17 protein-coding genes are annotated in these 14,717 nt (G+C 72.1%); 8 read left to right on the top strand and 9 right to left on the bottom strand.

The genetic code is table 11. The features are described 5' to 3' along the window. Positions 1–80: 80 nt before the first annotated feature. The gene (locus AC1DP1_RS01290) at positions 81–539 is read left to right on the top strand and encodes a M67 family metallopeptidase (RefSeq protein WP_457190592.1); all 459 of its coding nucleotides are present in this window, start codon (positions 81–83) and stop codon (positions 537–539) included. After that, the gene (locus AC1DP1_RS01285) at positions 539–826 is read left to right on the top strand and encodes a MoaD/ThiS family protein (protein WP_477505298.1); all 288 of its coding nucleotides are present in this window, start codon (positions 539–541) and stop codon (positions 824–826) included. The genes AC1DP1_RS01290 and AC1DP1_RS01285 overlap by 1 nt, the downstream gene beginning before the upstream one ends. A 16-nt stretch (positions 827–842) precedes the next feature. Here the strand turns inward: AC1DP1_RS01285 and AC1DP1_RS01280 are convergent, their stop codons facing one another. From AC1DP1_RS01280 to AC1DP1_RS01265, 4 genes are read right to left on the bottom strand one after another with little or no spacing between them, the layout of a single operon-like run. Continuing rightward, positions 843–1,484, bottom strand: coding sequence for a response regulator (locus AC1DP1_RS01280; RefSeq protein WP_477505297.1), 642 nt, complete (start codon positions 1,482–1,484; stop codon positions 843–845). Continuing rightward, the gene (locus tag AC1DP1_RS01275) at positions 1,481–2,632 is read right to left on the bottom strand and encodes a sensor histidine kinase (RefSeq protein WP_477505296.1); all 1,152 of its coding nucleotides are present in this window, start codon (positions 2,630–2,632) and stop codon (positions 1,481–1,483) included. Before AC1DP1_RS01275 ends, AC1DP1_RS01280 begins: the two co-directional genes overlap by 4 nt. A 28-nt stretch (positions 2,633–2,660) precedes the next feature. Further along, positions 2,661–3,410, bottom strand: a complete 750-nt coding sequence (locus tag AC1DP1_RS01270; RefSeq protein WP_477505295.1) for an ABC transporter permease — start codon at positions 3,408–3,410, stop codon at positions 2,661–2,663. Then, positions 3,407–4,354 (bottom strand): ABC transporter ATP-binding protein, encoded by a 948-nt coding sequence (locus tag AC1DP1_RS01265; RefSeq protein ID WP_477505294.1) that lies wholly within the window; start codon positions 4,352–4,354, stop codon positions 3,407–3,409. Before AC1DP1_RS01265 ends, AC1DP1_RS01270 begins: the two co-directional genes overlap by 4 nt. An 89-nt stretch (positions 4,355–4,443) precedes the next feature. On the opposite strand from AC1DP1_RS01265, the gene AC1DP1_RS01260 reads away from it, so the two are divergent. Both AC1DP1_RS01260 and AC1DP1_RS01255 read left to right on the top strand, forming a co-directional pair. After that, positions 4,444–5,391, top strand: coding sequence for a PLP-dependent cysteine synthase family protein (locus tag AC1DP1_RS01260; RefSeq protein ID WP_457190580.1), 948 nt, complete (start codon positions 4,444–4,446; stop codon positions 5,389–5,391). A gap of 23 nt (positions 5,392–5,414) precedes the next feature. Then, positions 5,415–6,062: a DUF3152 domain-containing protein gene (locus AC1DP1_RS01255; RefSeq protein WP_477505293.1), complete on the top strand. Its 648-nt coding sequence runs from the start codon at positions 5,415–5,417 to the stop codon at positions 6,060–6,062. A 3-nt stretch (positions 6,063–6,065) separates the two neighbouring features. Here the strand turns inward: AC1DP1_RS01255 and AC1DP1_RS01250 are convergent, their stop codons facing one another. Together AC1DP1_RS01250 and AC1DP1_RS01245 are read right to left on the bottom strand one after the other, a co-directional pair. Further along, positions 6,066–7,625: a CotH kinase family protein gene (locus AC1DP1_RS01250; protein WP_477505292.1), complete on the bottom strand. Its 1,560-nt coding sequence runs from the start codon at positions 7,623–7,625 to the stop codon at positions 6,066–6,068. A gap of 33 nt (positions 7,626–7,658) precedes the next feature. After that, entirely contained in the window at positions 7,659–8,702 is a 1,044-nt protein-coding gene (locus AC1DP1_RS01245) for an alkaline phosphatase family protein (RefSeq protein ID WP_477505681.1), read from the bottom strand. Positions 8,703–8,811: 109 nt separating this feature from the next. Between AC1DP1_RS01245 and murI the strand changes: the two genes are divergently transcribed. Both murI and AC1DP1_RS01235 read left to right on the top strand, forming a co-directional pair. Next, positions 8,812–9,624: a glutamate racemase gene (gene murI / locus AC1DP1_RS01240; RefSeq protein ID WP_457190608.1), complete on the top strand. Its 813-nt coding sequence runs from the start codon at positions 8,812–8,814 to the stop codon at positions 9,622–9,624. Positions 9,625–9,635: 11 nt separating this feature from the next. Continuing rightward, on the top strand, positions 9,636–10,400 hold the full coding sequence (locus AC1DP1_RS01235; protein WP_477505291.1) for an MBL fold metallo-hydrolase: 765 nt from the start codon (positions 9,636–9,638) through the stop codon (positions 10,398–10,400). Positions 10,401–10,407: 7 nt separating this feature from the next. On the opposite strand, the gene AC1DP1_RS01230 is transcribed toward AC1DP1_RS01235, so the two are convergent. Both AC1DP1_RS01230 and AC1DP1_RS01225 read right to left on the bottom strand, forming a co-directional pair. Then, a complete protein-coding gene (locus tag AC1DP1_RS01230; RefSeq protein ID WP_300046214.1) occupies positions 10,408–11,058 on the bottom strand; it encodes a response regulator transcription factor in 651 nt (216 codons plus the stop codon). Beyond that, positions 11,055–12,209: a sensor histidine kinase gene (locus AC1DP1_RS01225; protein ID WP_477505290.1), complete on the bottom strand. Its 1,155-nt coding sequence runs from the start codon at positions 12,207–12,209 to the stop codon at positions 11,055–11,057. The genes AC1DP1_RS01230 and AC1DP1_RS01225 overlap by 4 nt, the downstream gene beginning before the upstream one ends. A 233-nt stretch (positions 12,210–12,442) precedes the next feature. Here AC1DP1_RS01225 and rph point away from each other — a divergent pair, with 233 nt between their 5' ends. Together rph and rdgB are read left to right on the top strand one after the other, a co-directional pair. After that, positions 12,443–13,183 carry a ribonuclease PH gene (gene rph, locus AC1DP1_RS01220; protein ID WP_477505289.1) on the top strand — a complete coding sequence of 247 codons (741 nt, stop codon included), beginning with the start codon at positions 12,443–12,445 and terminating at the stop codon, positions 13,181–13,183. Continuing rightward, positions 13,180–13,794: an RdgB/HAM1 family non-canonical purine NTP pyrophosphatase gene (gene rdgB / locus AC1DP1_RS01215; RefSeq protein ID WP_477505288.1), complete on the top strand. Its 615-nt coding sequence runs from the start codon at positions 13,180–13,182 to the stop codon at positions 13,792–13,794. The genes rph and rdgB overlap by 4 nt, the downstream gene beginning before the upstream one ends. Here the strand turns inward: rdgB and AC1DP1_RS01210 are convergent. Beyond that, on the bottom strand, positions 13,783–14,658 hold the full coding sequence (locus AC1DP1_RS01210; RefSeq protein WP_477505287.1) for a bile acid:sodium symporter family protein: 876 nt from the start codon (positions 14,656–14,658) through the stop codon (positions 13,783–13,785). The genes rdgB and AC1DP1_RS01210 overlap by 12 nt on opposite strands. Positions 14,659–14,717: the final 59 nt, after the last annotated feature.

The raw sequence follows: 14,717 nt of genomic DNA, 5'->3' as shown, positions 1-14,717 counted from the left end.
CCCCTGGAAGTCTCTCGACGTCAAGACTATGTGGTGAGACGTGTCCGGGTCGCATCGAGGGTCTGCCTACCCTTGACGGTGTGCTGACCATCGCCCAGGAGATCTTCGACGCCATCGTGGCGCACGCCAAGCGCGACCACCCCGACGAGGCCTGCGGCGTCGTCGCGGGCCCCGAGGGCAGTGACCGTCCCGAGCGCTTCGTCCCCATGGTCAACGCCGCCGGCAGCCCGACGTTCTACGAGTTCGACTCCACGGAGCTGCTGCACCTCTACAAGGACATGGACGCGCGCGACGAGGAGCCGGTGGTCATCTACCACTCCCACACCGCCACCGAGGCCTACCCGAGCCGCACCGACATCGGCCTCGCCAGCGAGCCCAACGCCCACTACGTGCTCGTCAGCACACGCGCGCACGGGAATAGTGAGGGCCCGGTGGAGTTCAGGTCCTACAGAATCACCGACGGAGTCGTGACCGAGGAGAAGGTCACGATCGTCCCTCTGACGAACCCCCAGCAGACCGAGGAAGCGAGCACCCCCTGATGGCCATCGAGGTCCGGATCCCCACCATCCTGCGCACCTACACCGACGGCGCCAAGGCCGTCGAGGGCGCCGGCGGCACGCTGTCCGCCCTGATCGACGACCTCGAGGGCAACCACCCCGGGCTCAAGGACCGCCTGGTCGAGGACAAGTCGGGCTCGATCGACCTGCGTCGCTTCGTCAACGTCTACATCAACGACGAGGACGTCCGTTTCATCGGCGGCCTCGAGGCCGAGCTCTCCGACGGCGACCAGGTCGTCGTCCTGCCGGCCGTCGCCGGCGGCTGCTGACCCTCGTCCCCTGGCGTCAGCCCAGGATCCCGCGCTCGTAGGCCGTCGCCACCGCGGCGGCGCGGTCGCTCACCCCGAGCTTCTCGTACACGTGCACGAGGTGGGTCTTCACCGTCGCCTCGCTGACGAACAGCTCCTCGGCGATCACCCGGTTGGAGCGGCCTCGCGCCACCAGCGCCAGCACGTCGCGCTCACGCGCGCTGAGCACGCCGGACGCGGCCGGACGACGTACGTGCGAGGCGAGGCGTGACGCCACCGCGGGCGACAGCACCGTCTCCCCGGCCGCCGTCGCGCGGACCGCGTCGAAGAGCGTCTCGGCCGGCGTGTCCTTGAGCAGGTAGCCCGTCGCTCCCGCCTCGATCGCGGCCACCGTGTCGGAGTCGGTGTCGTAGGTCGTCAGCACCAGCACGGAGGCGCGGGCGCCGCGTGCGCGCAGCTCGCGGACGGCGTCGACGCCACCGCCGCCGGGCATGCGGAGGTCCATGACGACGACGTCGGGGTCGGTCGCCAGCACCCGCTCGACCGCTTCAGGACCGCTTGCGGCCTCGCCGACCACCTCGAAGCCGGTGACACCGGCGAGCATGCTGCGTACGCCGTCGCGGACGACCGGGTGGTCGTCGACCACGACGATCGTGACGGTCGGGCGCTGAGTGTTCATGCGGCCACGCGTGCCAGGGCGGGGAGCCGGGCGGACACGGCGGTGCCGCGTCCGGCCAGGGACTCGAGGGTGAGGTCGCCGGCGAGCCGCGCGACCCGCTGGCGCATGCCGCGGAGGCCGAACGAGCTCGGACCGGTCGGGGCGTCGACGTCGAACCCGACCCCGTCGTCGCGCACGTCGAGGACCACCTCGTCGCCGTCGTACGACAGCGTGACGCCGACGCGGGCCGCGTCGGCGTGCTTGGCGATGTTGGTGAGCGACTCCTGGGCGATGCGGATCACCGTGGCCTCGACCTCCGGGTGGAGCGGCACCGGGTCGCCGACGACGACGGCGTCCACCCGCACGGCGTGCTCCGCCGACCAGGCCGCGACGACGCAGGACAGGGCGTCGGGCAGCGTGACGCCGTCCAGGTCGCCGGGGGCGAGGTCGAGCATCGAGCGGCGCGCCTCGGCGAGCGCGTGCCGGGCGAGGACCAGTGCGCGCTCGTGTCGCTCGCCGCCCACGGACGCCTCGAGCTGGGTGACGATGCCGGCCAGGCTCTGCGCGAGGGTGTCGTGGATCTCCCGGGCCAGGCGGGCGCGTTCCTCCTGGACCCCCGCCTCACGGGCCTGGGAGACGAGCCTCTCCTGCAGGTTCTGGTTCTCCAGCAGCGCCGCCTCGAGGTCGGCGTTGAGCTGCTGGAGGTCCACCGTGCGCTGCTCGGTGCGGAGCGAGATCCTCATGAACGCCGTGGCGAGCCCGGCGTTGAGCCCGATGAGGGCGACGAACACCCACGCCTGCGCCGCGTCATCGGGTGGGAAGCCGCCCGACTGCGACCCGGCCTGGGTGATGCCCACGGCCAGCATCGCGACGTAGACCCACCGGCCCTTCAGGGAGTCGTAGACATCGAAGAAGCCGGCGACACCGAAGATCGCGTAGAAGGGGTTCATCCAGGTGAGCACGAACGCGAGGGCGGTACGGCCGGTGTAGTTGATCGGTCCCGGCCGCGGCGTCGCGAGCATCCACACCGCGGTGACGGCCGTGAGCGCGAGCGTCCACCTGGCGTCGGCCGCTGCGTCCCCGAGTGTGGGCGCCGCCGCCGTGGAGACGACGGTGGCGAGGCCGAGCAGCCCGAAGGGCAGCCAGGTCAGCCACTTGTCCTCGCTCACGGACACATCCTCGCAGCCGGCGCCCATGTCACTCCCAGCGGAAGGAGCGGACCGCGACCAGCGACAGGACGACGGTCCAGCCGGCCATCACGGCGAGGTCGACGAGGTCAGGGGTGCGGCCCACGACCGCGTCGTTGAGTGCTTCGGTGGCCGCTCCCATCGGCGTCGAGACGACCACGGTGTGCAGCCAGCCGTGCATGGCCTGTACCGGGAAGTAGACGCCGGCGGCGAACATGCTCGGGAAGAACACGATCGTGCCGATCGTCTGCACCAGCCGGGCCGACGGGGCGAGGGCCGTGATCACCGCGCCGATCGAGAACGCGGCGGCGGTCGCCAGGAGCACGACCACGGCGTACCACCCGATGTCCTGCGGGAGGCGCACGTCGTACGCCACCCGACCCACGACCAGCACCAGCACCAGCGAGACCAGCACCGCCAGCGCGTGCAGTCCGGCCTGAGCGAGCAGCAGGGAGCCCGGGTGGACCGGCGTGGTGCGAAGGCGCCGCAGGATGCCCGCCTCGCGGTAGCCCGCGATCACCGCGGGCATGGCCATCAGGGAGGCCATGATGATCGACAGCAGCACCGCGACCGAGGAGTAGACGTCGACCAGTCGCTGTCCGCCCAGGTTCGGGTCGGGCTCGTTCATGCTCGGCACCGATCCCAGGATCACGACCAGGATCGTGGGGAAGAGCACGATCCAGAACACGGAGCCGAGCTCGCGGGTGAAGAGCCGCGACTCGGTCCGGATGACGGCGGCTGTGGGGCTGGCGGTGCTCATGCTGTCTCCTCCGCGGGAGTGGTGTCCGTGCTGTTCAGGGTCAGGTCCAGGTAGGCCGAGTCGAGCGAGCCGTCGACGACCCGGAGGCAGTGGGGTACGACGCCCCGGCTCGCGAGGCGGGCGAGCACGGCGACCGCCGCGTCCTCGGCGCCGGTCACGGTCACCCGGCCGGCGTCGACGCGGACGTCGGCCACGCCCTCGAGCTCACGCAGCGCGACCAGGTCGACGGGCTCGGACGGCTCGAACGAGGTCACGGTCGCCGCCGCGGCCCCGCCGATCAGCTCGGCCGGGGTACCGATGGCGCGCACGCTTCCGGCGTCGATGATGGCGACCCGGTCGCACAGCTCCTCGGCCTCCTCCATGCCGTGGGTCACCAGCAGGACGGTGGTGCCGCGGTCGCGGAGGTCGCGCACGAGCGACCAGACCTCGCGGCGGGCGCGGGGGTCCAGGCCCGTGCTCAGCTCGTCGAGGATCGCGACGCGGGGCCGGCCGACCAGAGCGAGGGCGATGGAGAGTCGCTGCTGCTGGCCGCCGCTGAGCGTGCCGAAGCGCTGGTCGAGGTGGTCCGCGAGGCCGAGCCGCTCGGCGGGCTCCGACCACGGCAGGGGGTCGTCGTAGAACGCCGCCCACATCTCCAGCGCCTCGCGCACCGTGATCCTGGGCTGCAACCGGCTCTCCTGGAGCTGGACGCCGACGATCCGCGTGGTCTCGTCGCGGTCGGTCCAGGGGTCGACGCCGTGGACGCGGACCCTGCCGGCGTCCCCGACACGCAGACCGGACACGGCCTCCACGGTGGTGGTCTTCCCGGCGCCGTTGGGGCCCAGGATGCCGAACACCTCCCCGGGTTCCACGCGGAAGGACACGTCCTCGACCGCGACCTTGTCGCCGTAGGTCTTGCGCAGGCGCTCGACCTCGACGGCGGGCGCGAGCATGTTCTCGATCATGGGTCCAGCCTCGTCGCCGACCGCGTCTCGCGCATCGGGCAACCGGCGCTGTCGGCCATCCATCGATCGGTGGATGTCATGCTTGCCGCATGCGCTTCGACAGCCTCCTGGAGTCGGTCGGCAACACCCCGCTCGTGGGGCTGCCGCGGCTCTCGCCCAGCCCGGACGTACGCCTCTGGGCCAAGCTGGAGGACCGCAACCCGACCGGGTCCATCAAGGACCGGCCGGCGCTGCGGATGATCGAGCAGGCCGAGAAGGACGGCGTCCTCCGGCCGGGGTGCACGATCCTGGAGCCGACCAGCGGCAACACCGGCATCTCGCTCGCGATGGCCGCCAAGCTCAAGGGCTACCGCATCGTCTGCGTGATGCCGGAGAACACCTCCGAGGAGCGCCGCCAGCTGCTGCGGATGTGGGGCGCGGAGATCGTCTCCTCACCCGCCGCCGGCGGGAGCAACGAGGCCGTTCGCGTCGCGAAGCAGGTCGCGGGGGAGCACCCCGACTGGGTGATGCTCTACCAGTACGGCAACGAGGCCAACGCGCTCGCGCACGAGGAGGGCACCGGCCCGGAGATCCTCGCCGACCTCCCCGGCATCACCCACTTCGTCGCCGGGCTCGGCACGACCGGGACGCTCATGGGCGTCTCCCGCTTCTTCCGGGGCGCCAAGCCCGACGTGCGGATCGTGGCGGCCGAGCCGCGCTACGGCGAGCTCGTCTACGGCCTGCGCAACCTCGACGAGGGCTTCGTCCCGGAGCTCTACGACGCCTCGCTGATCGACTCGCGCTTCAGCGTCGGCCCGCGCGACGCCGTGCGCCGGGTGCGCGAGCTGCTCGAGCTCGAGGGCATCTTCGCCGGCATCTCGACCGGCGCGATCCTGCACGCCGCGCTCGGCCAGGCCGCGAAGGCGGTCAAGGCCCGGGAGAGCGCCGACATCGCGTTCGTCGTGTGCGACGGCGGGTGGAAGTACCTCTCCACCGGCGCCTACGAGGGCACGATCGACGAGGCCGAGGACAGGCTCGACGGACAGCTATGGGCCTAGAGAACGTGTCCTAGGCTTGTGCGGTGGACCGAGCGCCCCGCTTCCTCCGACTCCTCGTCGCGCTCGCGCCGCTCGTCCTGACGCTGCTGGCCGCTCCGGCCCACGCGACGGGCGAGGACGCCGGCGAGCACCGGCGCGCGACCCCCACGCCGACGCAACCGACCGTGGAGGCGTACGCCGTCCCGGTGAGCCGTCGCGTCACCTACTCCGTCACCACCCGCGGACGGGTGACGACGTCGATGAAGGTGTTCCGCCGCCAGGCCCAGCAGACCTTCGACCACCCGCGCGGCTGGCGCGCGGCCGGGGTGCAGTTCCGCCGCGTGCGCCGCGGTGGTGACTTCACCCTCGTGCTCGCCGCGGCCGGCACGCTGCCGTCGTTCTCGTCGGGGTGCTCGGTGCAGTGGTCGTGCCGCGTGGGGCGGCACGTCGTGATCAACCAGCTGAGGTGGACCCGGGCCTCGCCGGCCTGGAACCGCGCGGGACGGTCGTTGCGCGACTACCGGCACATGGTCGTCAACCACGAGACCGGCCACTGGCTGGGGCGTGGGCACGCCTCGTGCCACGGGCGCGGCCGGGCGCCGGTGATGATGCAGCAGTCCAAGGGCACCGGCGGGTGCCGGTTCAACCCGTGGCCGTTGGTCCGGGAGGCCGCGGCGGTCAGACGACGCTGACCATCAACGGGCGTTGGCGGCGATGACCAGCGTGGTCGTCGACGGTGAGCCCACCACCACGCCGCCGGAAGCGCCGGTGAGGGTGACCAGCACGGTCTCGCGGCCCTCTGCGGCTCGGTCGTCGAGGACCTGGACAGGGACGTAGCGCTCGGCCTGCCCGGGCGCGAAGCTCACCTGACCGGTGCCGGCGAGGAAGTCCTCGCCTGCGGTGGCGCTGCCGGCCTGCACGGTCCAGGACACGTCCACGGCCGCGGTGGCGGGGGACTGCAGCCGCACCGGCACCCACGCCGTGCGTGCCCGCTCCTCGGTGCGCTGCCGGATGCCTCCGAGCCGCACCTCGTTGCTGCTGAGCCACTGGACCCGTCGGGTGAGCCAGTCCGCGAGGAACTCCACCTCGGCCTGGCGGTCCTGGCCGCGGTGGGTCCACTCCAGGTCGCCCGAGGCGTGCCACTGGGCCCAGTCGGCCTCGGCGGTGGGGGCCAACGTCGCCGCCGCGGCCGGGATCTCGGAGACCACCTGGCGCACGACCGGCTTGAGCCGGGCCCAGCGGCTCTTGACGCGGGCGGAGAACGCCGGGTCCTGCAGCATCCGGGCGACCCAGTGGCGCCCGACCCGGGTGTGCCAGGTGTCGGGCTGCGTGGAGCCGCGCCAGCGGGTTCCGGCACTCAGGTCGAAGTCCCACACGGGGCCGAAGACGAAGCGCTTGCCCGGCACCCAGCTGACGTGGACGCTCGACTGGAAGTTCGAGTCCTGGTTGGCGAAGAGCTCCTCGACGAGGTACCAGTCGATGAGCTTGCGGACGTTGACGTACGCCGCGTAGCCGGTCTCGGGGTCGGCGAAGTCGGGGCCGTAGAGGACCTTCTCGAAGCGCGTGACCGCGCGCCGCACCTCGCGCCGCTGCTGCTTCGTCACCTCGTCGGGGTCCTTGAAGGCGATGGCGGAGCCCCAGCGGGTACGGAATCCGGGCTCGTCGTCGCGCAGGTAGCGCTGGTTGAACTCCAGCAGGTAGCCGTCGTCGGGCAGGTTGACTCGTCCCTTCCCCTCCTCCACCTGCTCGGTGAGCATGTAGRGGCCCTGCGACTGGCCGTTGAGGACCACCTCGACGAACCGGAAGCGGGGCGTCCACTTCAGTCGGCTCTGCGCCGCGACGGCGAACGCTGCCGCCGTACGCAGTGAGCTGCGGTCGCCGTAGCCGGCGAGGAGGACCCACTCGTCGTACTCCCGCGACCCGACGAGGGCGGCGTCGTCCTCCAGCTTGAGCTTGTAGGGCTTCTTGGCCCAGCCCCAGGTCGAGTTGCCCCGCCCGCGGACCTCGGTGACCCGGGTGACGCCGTCCAGGGTGACCGTGCCGGCCACGTAGTCCTCGCGGCCGATGACCGCGCCCGCAGTGTCGATGACCAGCTGGGTCGGCGCGGCCGGCGGCCAGCCGATCACTGCGGCGGCGCGCTCGGTGCTCGCAGGCTCGCGGGCCGTCGCCGGGGCCAGCGTCACGGTGGACGCGGCGACGAGCAGCGCGGTCGTGGCGCTGAGTCGTCTCAGGAGGGCGTTCTTCGACACGGACATGGGTCTCCTCGGCGCGGTGTACGGGCGGCTGGGTCAGGCAGGCGGAGGTGAGACGTCGAGGTCGAGGTCGGAGTTGTGCTCACTTCCCGGCACCGCCGGGAGGTCGAGGAGGTCGAGCGTGAGGTTGGCCAGATCGCCGTTGCGGACCGGCTGCGGGGTCTGGCGGTAGGTCGTGCGCCGCGTGCCGGGGTCGCGGTAGTCGTCGGCGTTGAGCGCGTAGAGGTCGGCGCCTGCCGGGATGCCCGGTCCGGCCACCATGAAGGCGACGCGGTAGTTGGCCAGGCGGCGGGCGTCGGAGTGGTCGGCACCGAGGCCGCCGTGGTCGCTGGTGAGGATGATCGCCGTGCGACCGACGAGCTCGGGGTCGTTGCGGACGGCGTCGACGATCGAGCCGACGAGGGCATCGACCTGCTGGACGGCGCGCAGGTAGCGCGGGGACATGAAGCCATAGTCGTGGCCGGCAGCGTCGGGGAGCGAGAGGTGCACGAAGCGGAACGCGCGCTCGTTGTCGCGCAGGTCGCGCCGCACCGACCGGGCCAGGCGGGTGTTGTCGAGCTGGATGCGGGTGGTGTCGATGGAGAGCGGCCAGCTGCGCTTCCAGAGGGAGAACTTGGTCTTGCTCGCGAAGAGTGCCGTCGAGCCGCCGGCGGCGCTGACCTGCGTGAAGACCGACTCGACCCGCTGCCCGGCCGCCGCCTGGACGGTCGCCGGGCGACGCCGGTCGTCGTTCCAGGTCACGCCGTGGCCGCCCGTCGCGGCCTCGATGCGCCGGCCGGTCACCATCCCGGTGTGGTTGGGCAGGGTGATGGTGAGCTCGTGCTCGGTGCGGGCGTTGAGGGTCGACGCGCCGGAGGCCATGAGGTCGTGCAGGTGGGGTGTCCGTGCGGGGCCGAGCTTGCCGAGGGCGTCGGTGTTGAGCCCGTCGACCGAGATGGCCACGACCGAGTCGATGGCGTTGTCGGCGGAGCCCCGCTGGGTGCTCGGCAGGGGGTCGCCGGACGGCACCTGGGCCGGGGCGGACGTCGGGCACAACCCGATGGCGGAGCAGGCGAGGAGGGAGGCGATCGCGGTACGCATGGTCACGCGGCGACCCTAACCCGGCGCGGGCGGTGTGACGGGGCCGACGCACGCGACCGCGTGACCCGCGACGCCCCGACCGCCTAGCCTGCTGCCTGTGCCGACGCCCATGCCGAGAGAGACCGCCGACGCCCCGATCGGCATCTTCGACTCCGGCTTCGGCGGGCTGACCGTCGCGCGCTCCGTCATCGACCAGCTCCCGCACGAGTCGGTCGTCTACCTCGGCGACACCGCGCGCCAGCCCTACGGCCAGAAGCCCATCGGCGAGGTCCGCGAGTACGCCCTCGAGTGCCTCGACCACCTCTACGAGCGCGGGGTGAAGGCGCTGGTCATCGCGTGCAACTCCGCCAGCGCCGCGATGCTGCGCGATGCCCGCGAGCGCTACGACGTCCCCGTCGTCGAGGTGATCCTCCCCGCGGCCCGGCGCGCGGCCGCGGCCACGCGCAACCAGCGGGTCGGAGTGATCTGCACGCGCGCCACCGCCAGCTCCATGGCGTACGACGACGCCTTCGCCGCTGCGCCACACCTCGACCTGCACATCCGGGCCTGCCCGCGCTTCGTGGAGTTCGTCGAGCAGGGCGTCACCGGCGGCGACGAGCTGCTGGCCGCCGCCCACGACTACCTCGACCCGCTGGCCGAGGCCGGGGTCGACACCCTGATCCTCGGCTGCACCCACTACCCGTTGCTGACCGGCGTCATCTCCTACGTGATGGGCGACCAGGTCACCCTGGTCAGCTCGGCGGAGGAGTGCGCCAAGGACGTCTACAAGATGCTCGCCGGCACCGGACTGATGCGTCCCGACGGCGAGGCGAGCTACACCTTCTCCACCACCGGCAGCCCCGACGACTTCGCCACGATCGGCCGCCGCTTCCTCGGCTCGGAGCTGCTCGGTGCGACGCAGTTCGCCGGGGGACGCGGATGAGTCATCCCCCGATGAGGCTGACGATCGTCGGGTGCTCGGGTTCCTACCCCGGCCCCGAGTCCCCGGCGAGCTGCTACCTCCTCGAGGCAGAGGAGGCCGGGCGCACCTGGCGGATCCTGCTCGACCTCGGCAACGGCGCGCTCGGCCAGCTGCACCGCCACACCGACCCGCTCGGGATCGACGCGGTCTTCCTCAGCCACCTCCACGCCGACCACTGCCTCGACCTCTGCGGCTACTACGTGATGCGCAAGTACCACCCCACCGGTGCGCAGCCGCAGATCCCCGTCTGGGGACCGGCCGGCACGGCCGAGCGGATGGCGCGGGCCTACGACCTGCCGGTCGACCCCGGCATGACCGAGGAGTTCGCCTTCCACGCCTACGGGGACGGCGGCGGGGTCGTGGAGCTGGGCCCGTTCCGTGTCGAGGCTCGCCGGGTGGTCCACCCCGTCGCTGCCTACGCCCTGCGGGTCACCGCCGGTGGTCGGACGCTCGTCTACTCCGGAGACACCGGGCCCTGCCCGGAGCTCGACGAGGTGGCGGTCGGCGCCGACCTGCTGCTCGCGGAGGCGTCGTTCCGCAGCGGCGACGACAACCCGCCCGAGCTCCACATGACCGGCGCCGACTGCGGACGCACGGCGTCGCACGCCGGTGCCGGGCGCCTCGTGCTGACCCACGTCCCGCCGTGGCACGACCCGGCCGACGCGGAGGCCGAGGCCCGCGCCGAGTGGTCGGGTCCGGTCGAGCTGGCCCGCGCCGGCGCGACGTACGACATCTAGCTGCGCGTCAGACCAGCCCGGCGTCGTGCACGACCATCGCGACCTGCACGCGGTTGGTGGCATCGAGCTTGGTCAGCAGGCGGGAGACGTGGGACTTCACCGTGGGGATCGACAGGTAGAGCTCCGAGGCGATCTCGGAGTTGCTCAGCCCGCGGCCGACGCACACGGCGACCTCGAGCTCGCGCTCGGTCAGCACCGTCAACCGGTCGGCGGCGGTCGTGGTGCGGTCGGTCGGTGAGGTGTTGCGCAGCCGGGAGACCAGGCTGCGGGTCGCGGACGGCGACAGCATGGCGTCACCGGCCGCCACCGTGCGGATCGCTCCGACGATGTCGCCCGGCGGGGTGTCCTTCAGCAGGAAGCCGTCGGCGCCCGCCGCGACGGCACTGAGCACGTGGTCGTCGGCGTCGAACGTCGTGAGCACGACCACGGCGGGCGGGGACGGTCGCGAGTGCAGGACGCGCGTGGCCTCCAGCCCGTCCATCACCGGCATCCGGATGTCCATCAGCACCACGTCGGGCCGGTGCTCGGCGACCTGGGCCAGGCCGGCCTCGCCGTTGGGGGCCTCGCCCACCACCTCGATGTCGGACTGTCCGCCGAGCATCAGGGTCAGCGCCGAACGGACCAGCGGGTCGTCGTCGACGAGCAGCACGCGGATCACGCGGTCCACGGTAGCCAAGCCTCCAGCACGAACCTCGACCCCTCCGTGCGCTGGTGCAGCCGGCCGCCCCGCAGCTCGGTGCGCTCGCGCAGCCCGACCAGTCCCAGGCCAGCCCCAGGCGCGGCGCTCGGCCGGTCGCCGAGCGGGTTGCTGATCACGACGGTGATGCCGCCGTGCTCGTCCCCCGAGGACCTGATCTCCACCCCTGCGCCGGGGGCGTGCTTGCGGACGTTGGTGATGCCCTCCTGCACGATCCGGTAGACCGTGCGGCCCGTCACCGGCGGCACCGGCACGTCACCGTCGACGTGGTCGGCCCAGTCGATGGCGAGGCCGAGCGACCGCGCCTCGTCGACCAGGGCGGCGATGTCGTCGTACGTCGGCTGCGGTCGCGCCGTGGGCGTGCTCGGGTCGTCCTCGCGCAGCACCCCGAGCACGCCGCGGAGCTCGTGGAGCGCGTCGTTGGCCTGTTGCTGGATCTGGCCGAGCCCCTCGCGGAGGCGGTCGCCGTCGAGGTCGTCGCGGAACGCGAGCGCCCCCGCCTGCATGGAGACCTGGGTGATGCGGTGCGCGACGACGTCGTGCATCTCCCCGGCGATGCGGGCGCGCTCGGTCGAGCGGGCCTGGGTGAGTCGCAGCTCCTGCTCGAGCTCGGCACGCTCGGCGCGGTTGCGGAGGTTCCAGAGCAGCTCGCGCCGCGAGCCGATGTAGAGGCCCCAGCCCATCATCCCGGTGTTGACGGCGAGGTTGACCAGCGTGGCGACCAGGAAGTCGCTGTCCTCGATCGGTGCGATCGTCGTCCAGGTCTGCGCGGCGACGAAGTTCGCGCTGCCGACCAGCACCACCTCGCGCCAGCGCCGCCGGGTCGCCACGGAGACCGCGGCCAGGGTGGCCGGGCCGGCCGCGAGCCCGGAGAAGGCGCTCATCGCAGCGATGACGAGGGCGACCCGCTTGGGCGCCCGGCGGCGGAAGTAGACCAGCACGAAGGCGGCCACGCCCAGGACCACGTCCACGGTGAAGAGGAGGCGGTGGTCGCGCCACTCGGCAGCCGCGACGGTCTGCCAGACCGCTGCCGAGAACACCACGCACAGCCCGTAGCGCCACGCGTGCGACACCCACGTCAGCTCGGGCTGGGTGTCGGGTCGTGGTTCCACGGCGCTCAGGTTAACGAGCCGAATTCCTACTTTGGTCGCATGGACATGGCCTCAGGGCCGATGCGTGGGCCGGTCCCGTCGGCGCAGGGTGGTTCCACCAACCGCGTGGAGGGAGCTGCGCGGCGTGGGGCCGCGCACGAGTGGACGGTCCCGCAGGGGAAGGGGCTTCGAGCCGGGTCCGGTGACACACGGGGGTGACCGGACCCGGCTCAGCCACGTCTAGGGTCGTGCCCATGACTTCTGCCCCGACTCCGGCCCCTCGGGCCGACGGCCGTGCCGACGACGAGCTCCGCCCGATCACCATCACCCGCAACTGGCTCGACCACGCCGCCGGTTCGGTGCTCGTCGAGTTCGGCGGCACCCGGGTGCTCTGCGCCGCCTCTGCCTCCGAGGGAGTGCCGCGCTGGCGCAAGGGCTCCGGCCTGGGCTGGGTCACCGCCGAGTACGCGATGCTCCCCGCGGCCACCAACACCCGCTCGGACCGCGAGTCGGTGAAGGGCCGCATCGGCGGCCGCACCCACGAGATCTCCCGGCTGATCGGCCGCTCCCTGCGCGCGGTCATCGACTACGAGGCGCTCGGCGAGAACACGATCGTCCTCGACTGCGACGTCCTCCAGGCCGACGGCGGCACCCGCACCGCTGCGATCACCGGGGCGTACGTCGCCCTGGCCGACGCGGTCGCGCACCTGCGCTCCAACGGCGCACTCACGGGCGAGCCGCTGACCGGGTCGGTGGCGGCGGTCAGCGTCGGCATCATCGACGGCGTTCCGCGGCTGGACCTGCCCTACGTCGAGGACGTCCGCGCCGAGACCGACATGAACGTCGTGATGACGGGCGACGGGAAGTTCGTCGAGGTGCAGGGCACGGCCGAGGGCGCAGCCTTCGACCGCGCCGAGCTCGACGCCCTGCTGGCCCTGGCCGAGAAGGGCTGTGCCGACCTCACGCGCCTGCAGCAGGAGGCGCTGGGCCGGTGAAGATCTTCCTCGCGTCGGGCAACACCAAGAAGATCCTGGAGATGCAGCGCATCCTCGCCGAGCACGTGCCGGGCATCGAGGTRCTCGGCATCGCCGACGTGGAGGGCTACGTCGAGCCGGTCGAGGACCAGCCGACCTTCGAGGGCAACGCCCTGCTGAAGGCGCGCGCCGGCGTGGCGGCCACCGGGCTGCCGTCGGTCGCCGACGACAGCGGGCTGTGCGTCGACGCGCTGAACGGGATGCCGGGCGTGCTGTCGGCACGGTGGTCCGGGCCTCCGAAGAGCGACGAGCGCAACAACGAGCTCCTGCTCGCCCAGCTCGACGACGTACCCGACGAGCGGCGCGGCGCGCACTTCGCGTGCGCCGTGGCGTGGGTGATGCCGGACGGGCGCGAGCGCGTGGTCGAGGGCCGGATGGACGGTCGCATCATCCGCAAGGTGCGCGGGGCCGGTGGCTTCGGCTACGACGTGGTCTTCGTCGCGGTCGAGCACGACGCCGAGGACCTGACCTCCGCCGAGCTCGAGCCGGGGGAGAAGGACCGGATCTCGCACCGCGGGCGGGCGCTGCGCGCCCTCGCGCCGCAGGTCGCGGCGGACCTGTCAGGCGACTGACACGTCCTCGCGGGCGCCGACCTGCCTGCTGACCCACGCGCCCCACAGGGCGGCGAAGAGGAACATCACGAGCGAGTAGACCGCCGCCGGCACGGAGATCTCGACCTCGTCGAGCACCTCGACCGCGACGAAGATCGCGAGCGTGGCGTTGTGCACCCCGACCTCCATCGACGAGGCGATGGCCTGCGGGCCGGTGACGCCGAACGCCTTGGGCACGTAGTAGCCGACGACGAGGCTGATCGCGCAGAAGAGGGCGGTGATGAGGCCGACGTCGGCAAGGTAGTCGCTGACGTTCTCGCGCTGGTCGAGCAGGATCCCCAGCACGAGGATGGCGAGGATGATCGCCGAGCCGATCCGCACCGGCTTGTCCATCCACCGGGCGAACCCCGTCGCGCGGGCGTTGACCAGCATGCCGATGCCGACGGGCAGCAGGATCAGCGCGAACACCTTGACGATCTCGACGAGCGGCATGGAGACGTCGTCCTGCCGGTCGTAGTAGGCGATTGCGAGGCCGGTGATGACCGGCAGCGTGACGACCGCGATGACGGTGTTGATGGCCGTCAGCGTGATGTTGAGGGCCACGTCCCCGCGGAACAGGTGGCTGAACAGGTTGGCGGTCGTGCCGCCCGGCGACGCGGCGAGCAGCAGCATGCCGATGCCGAGCAGGGCCGGGAGGTCGAAGAGCACGACCAGCCCGAAGCAGATCGCCGGCAGCAGGAGGATCTGGCAGCCGAGTGCGACGGCCACGGCCTTCGGGGCTCGGCCCACCCGCTTGAAGTCACCGATCGTGAGGTCCAGACCGAGGCCGAACATGATGATGGCCAGGGCGAGCGGCAGCCCGACGGTGGTCAGCGCGGAATCCATGCGCGGACCCTAGTGGTGACGGGCGTCACATGGGAGGAAGTCGCGGCAGACGTGTACTT

The organism is Nocardioides sp. P4_G10, from assembly GCF_056401175.1.
This window is presented reverse-complemented; position numbering and strand designations above follow the sequence as displayed.

Excerpts from the sequence above, each read along its gene's own strand:
- AC1DP1_RS01285 (WP_477505298.1), top strand. The coding sequence starts at position 539 with ATGGCCATCGAGGTCCGGATCCCCACCATCCTGCGCACCTACACCGAC.
- AC1DP1_RS01280 (WP_477505297.1), bottom strand. The coding sequence starts at position 1,484 with ATGAACACTCAGCGCCCGACCGTCACGATCGTCGTGGTCGACGACCAC.
- AC1DP1_RS01270 (WP_477505295.1), bottom strand. The coding sequence starts at position 3,410 with ATGAGCACCGCCAGCCCCACAGCCGCCGTCATCCGGACCGAGTCGCGG.
- AC1DP1_RS01265 (WP_477505294.1), bottom strand. The coding sequence starts at position 4,354 with ATGATCGAGAACATGCTCGCGCCCGCCGTCGAGGTCGAGCGCCTGCGC.
- AC1DP1_RS01260 (WP_457190580.1), top strand. The coding sequence starts at position 4,444 with ATGCGCTTCGACAGCCTCCTGGAGTCGGTCGGCAACACCCCGCTCGTG.
- AC1DP1_RS01245 (WP_477505681.1), bottom strand. The coding sequence starts at position 8,702 with ATGCGTACCGCGATCGCCTCCCTCCTCGCCTGCTCCGCCATCGGGTTG.
- murI (WP_457190608.1), top strand. The coding sequence starts at position 8,812 with ATGCCGAGAGAGACCGCCGACGCCCCGATCGGCATCTTCGACTCCGGC.
- AC1DP1_RS01235 (WP_477505291.1), top strand. The coding sequence starts at position 9,636 with ATGAGGCTGACGATCGTCGGGTGCTCGGGTTCCTACCCCGGCCCCGAG.
- rph (WP_477505289.1), top strand. The coding sequence starts at position 12,443 with ATGACTTCTGCCCCGACTCCGGCCCCTCGGGCCGACGGCCGTGCCGAC.
- AC1DP1_RS01210 (WP_477505287.1), bottom strand. The coding sequence starts at position 14,658 with ATGGATTCCGCGCTGACCACCGTCGGGCTGCCGCTCGCCCTGGCCATC.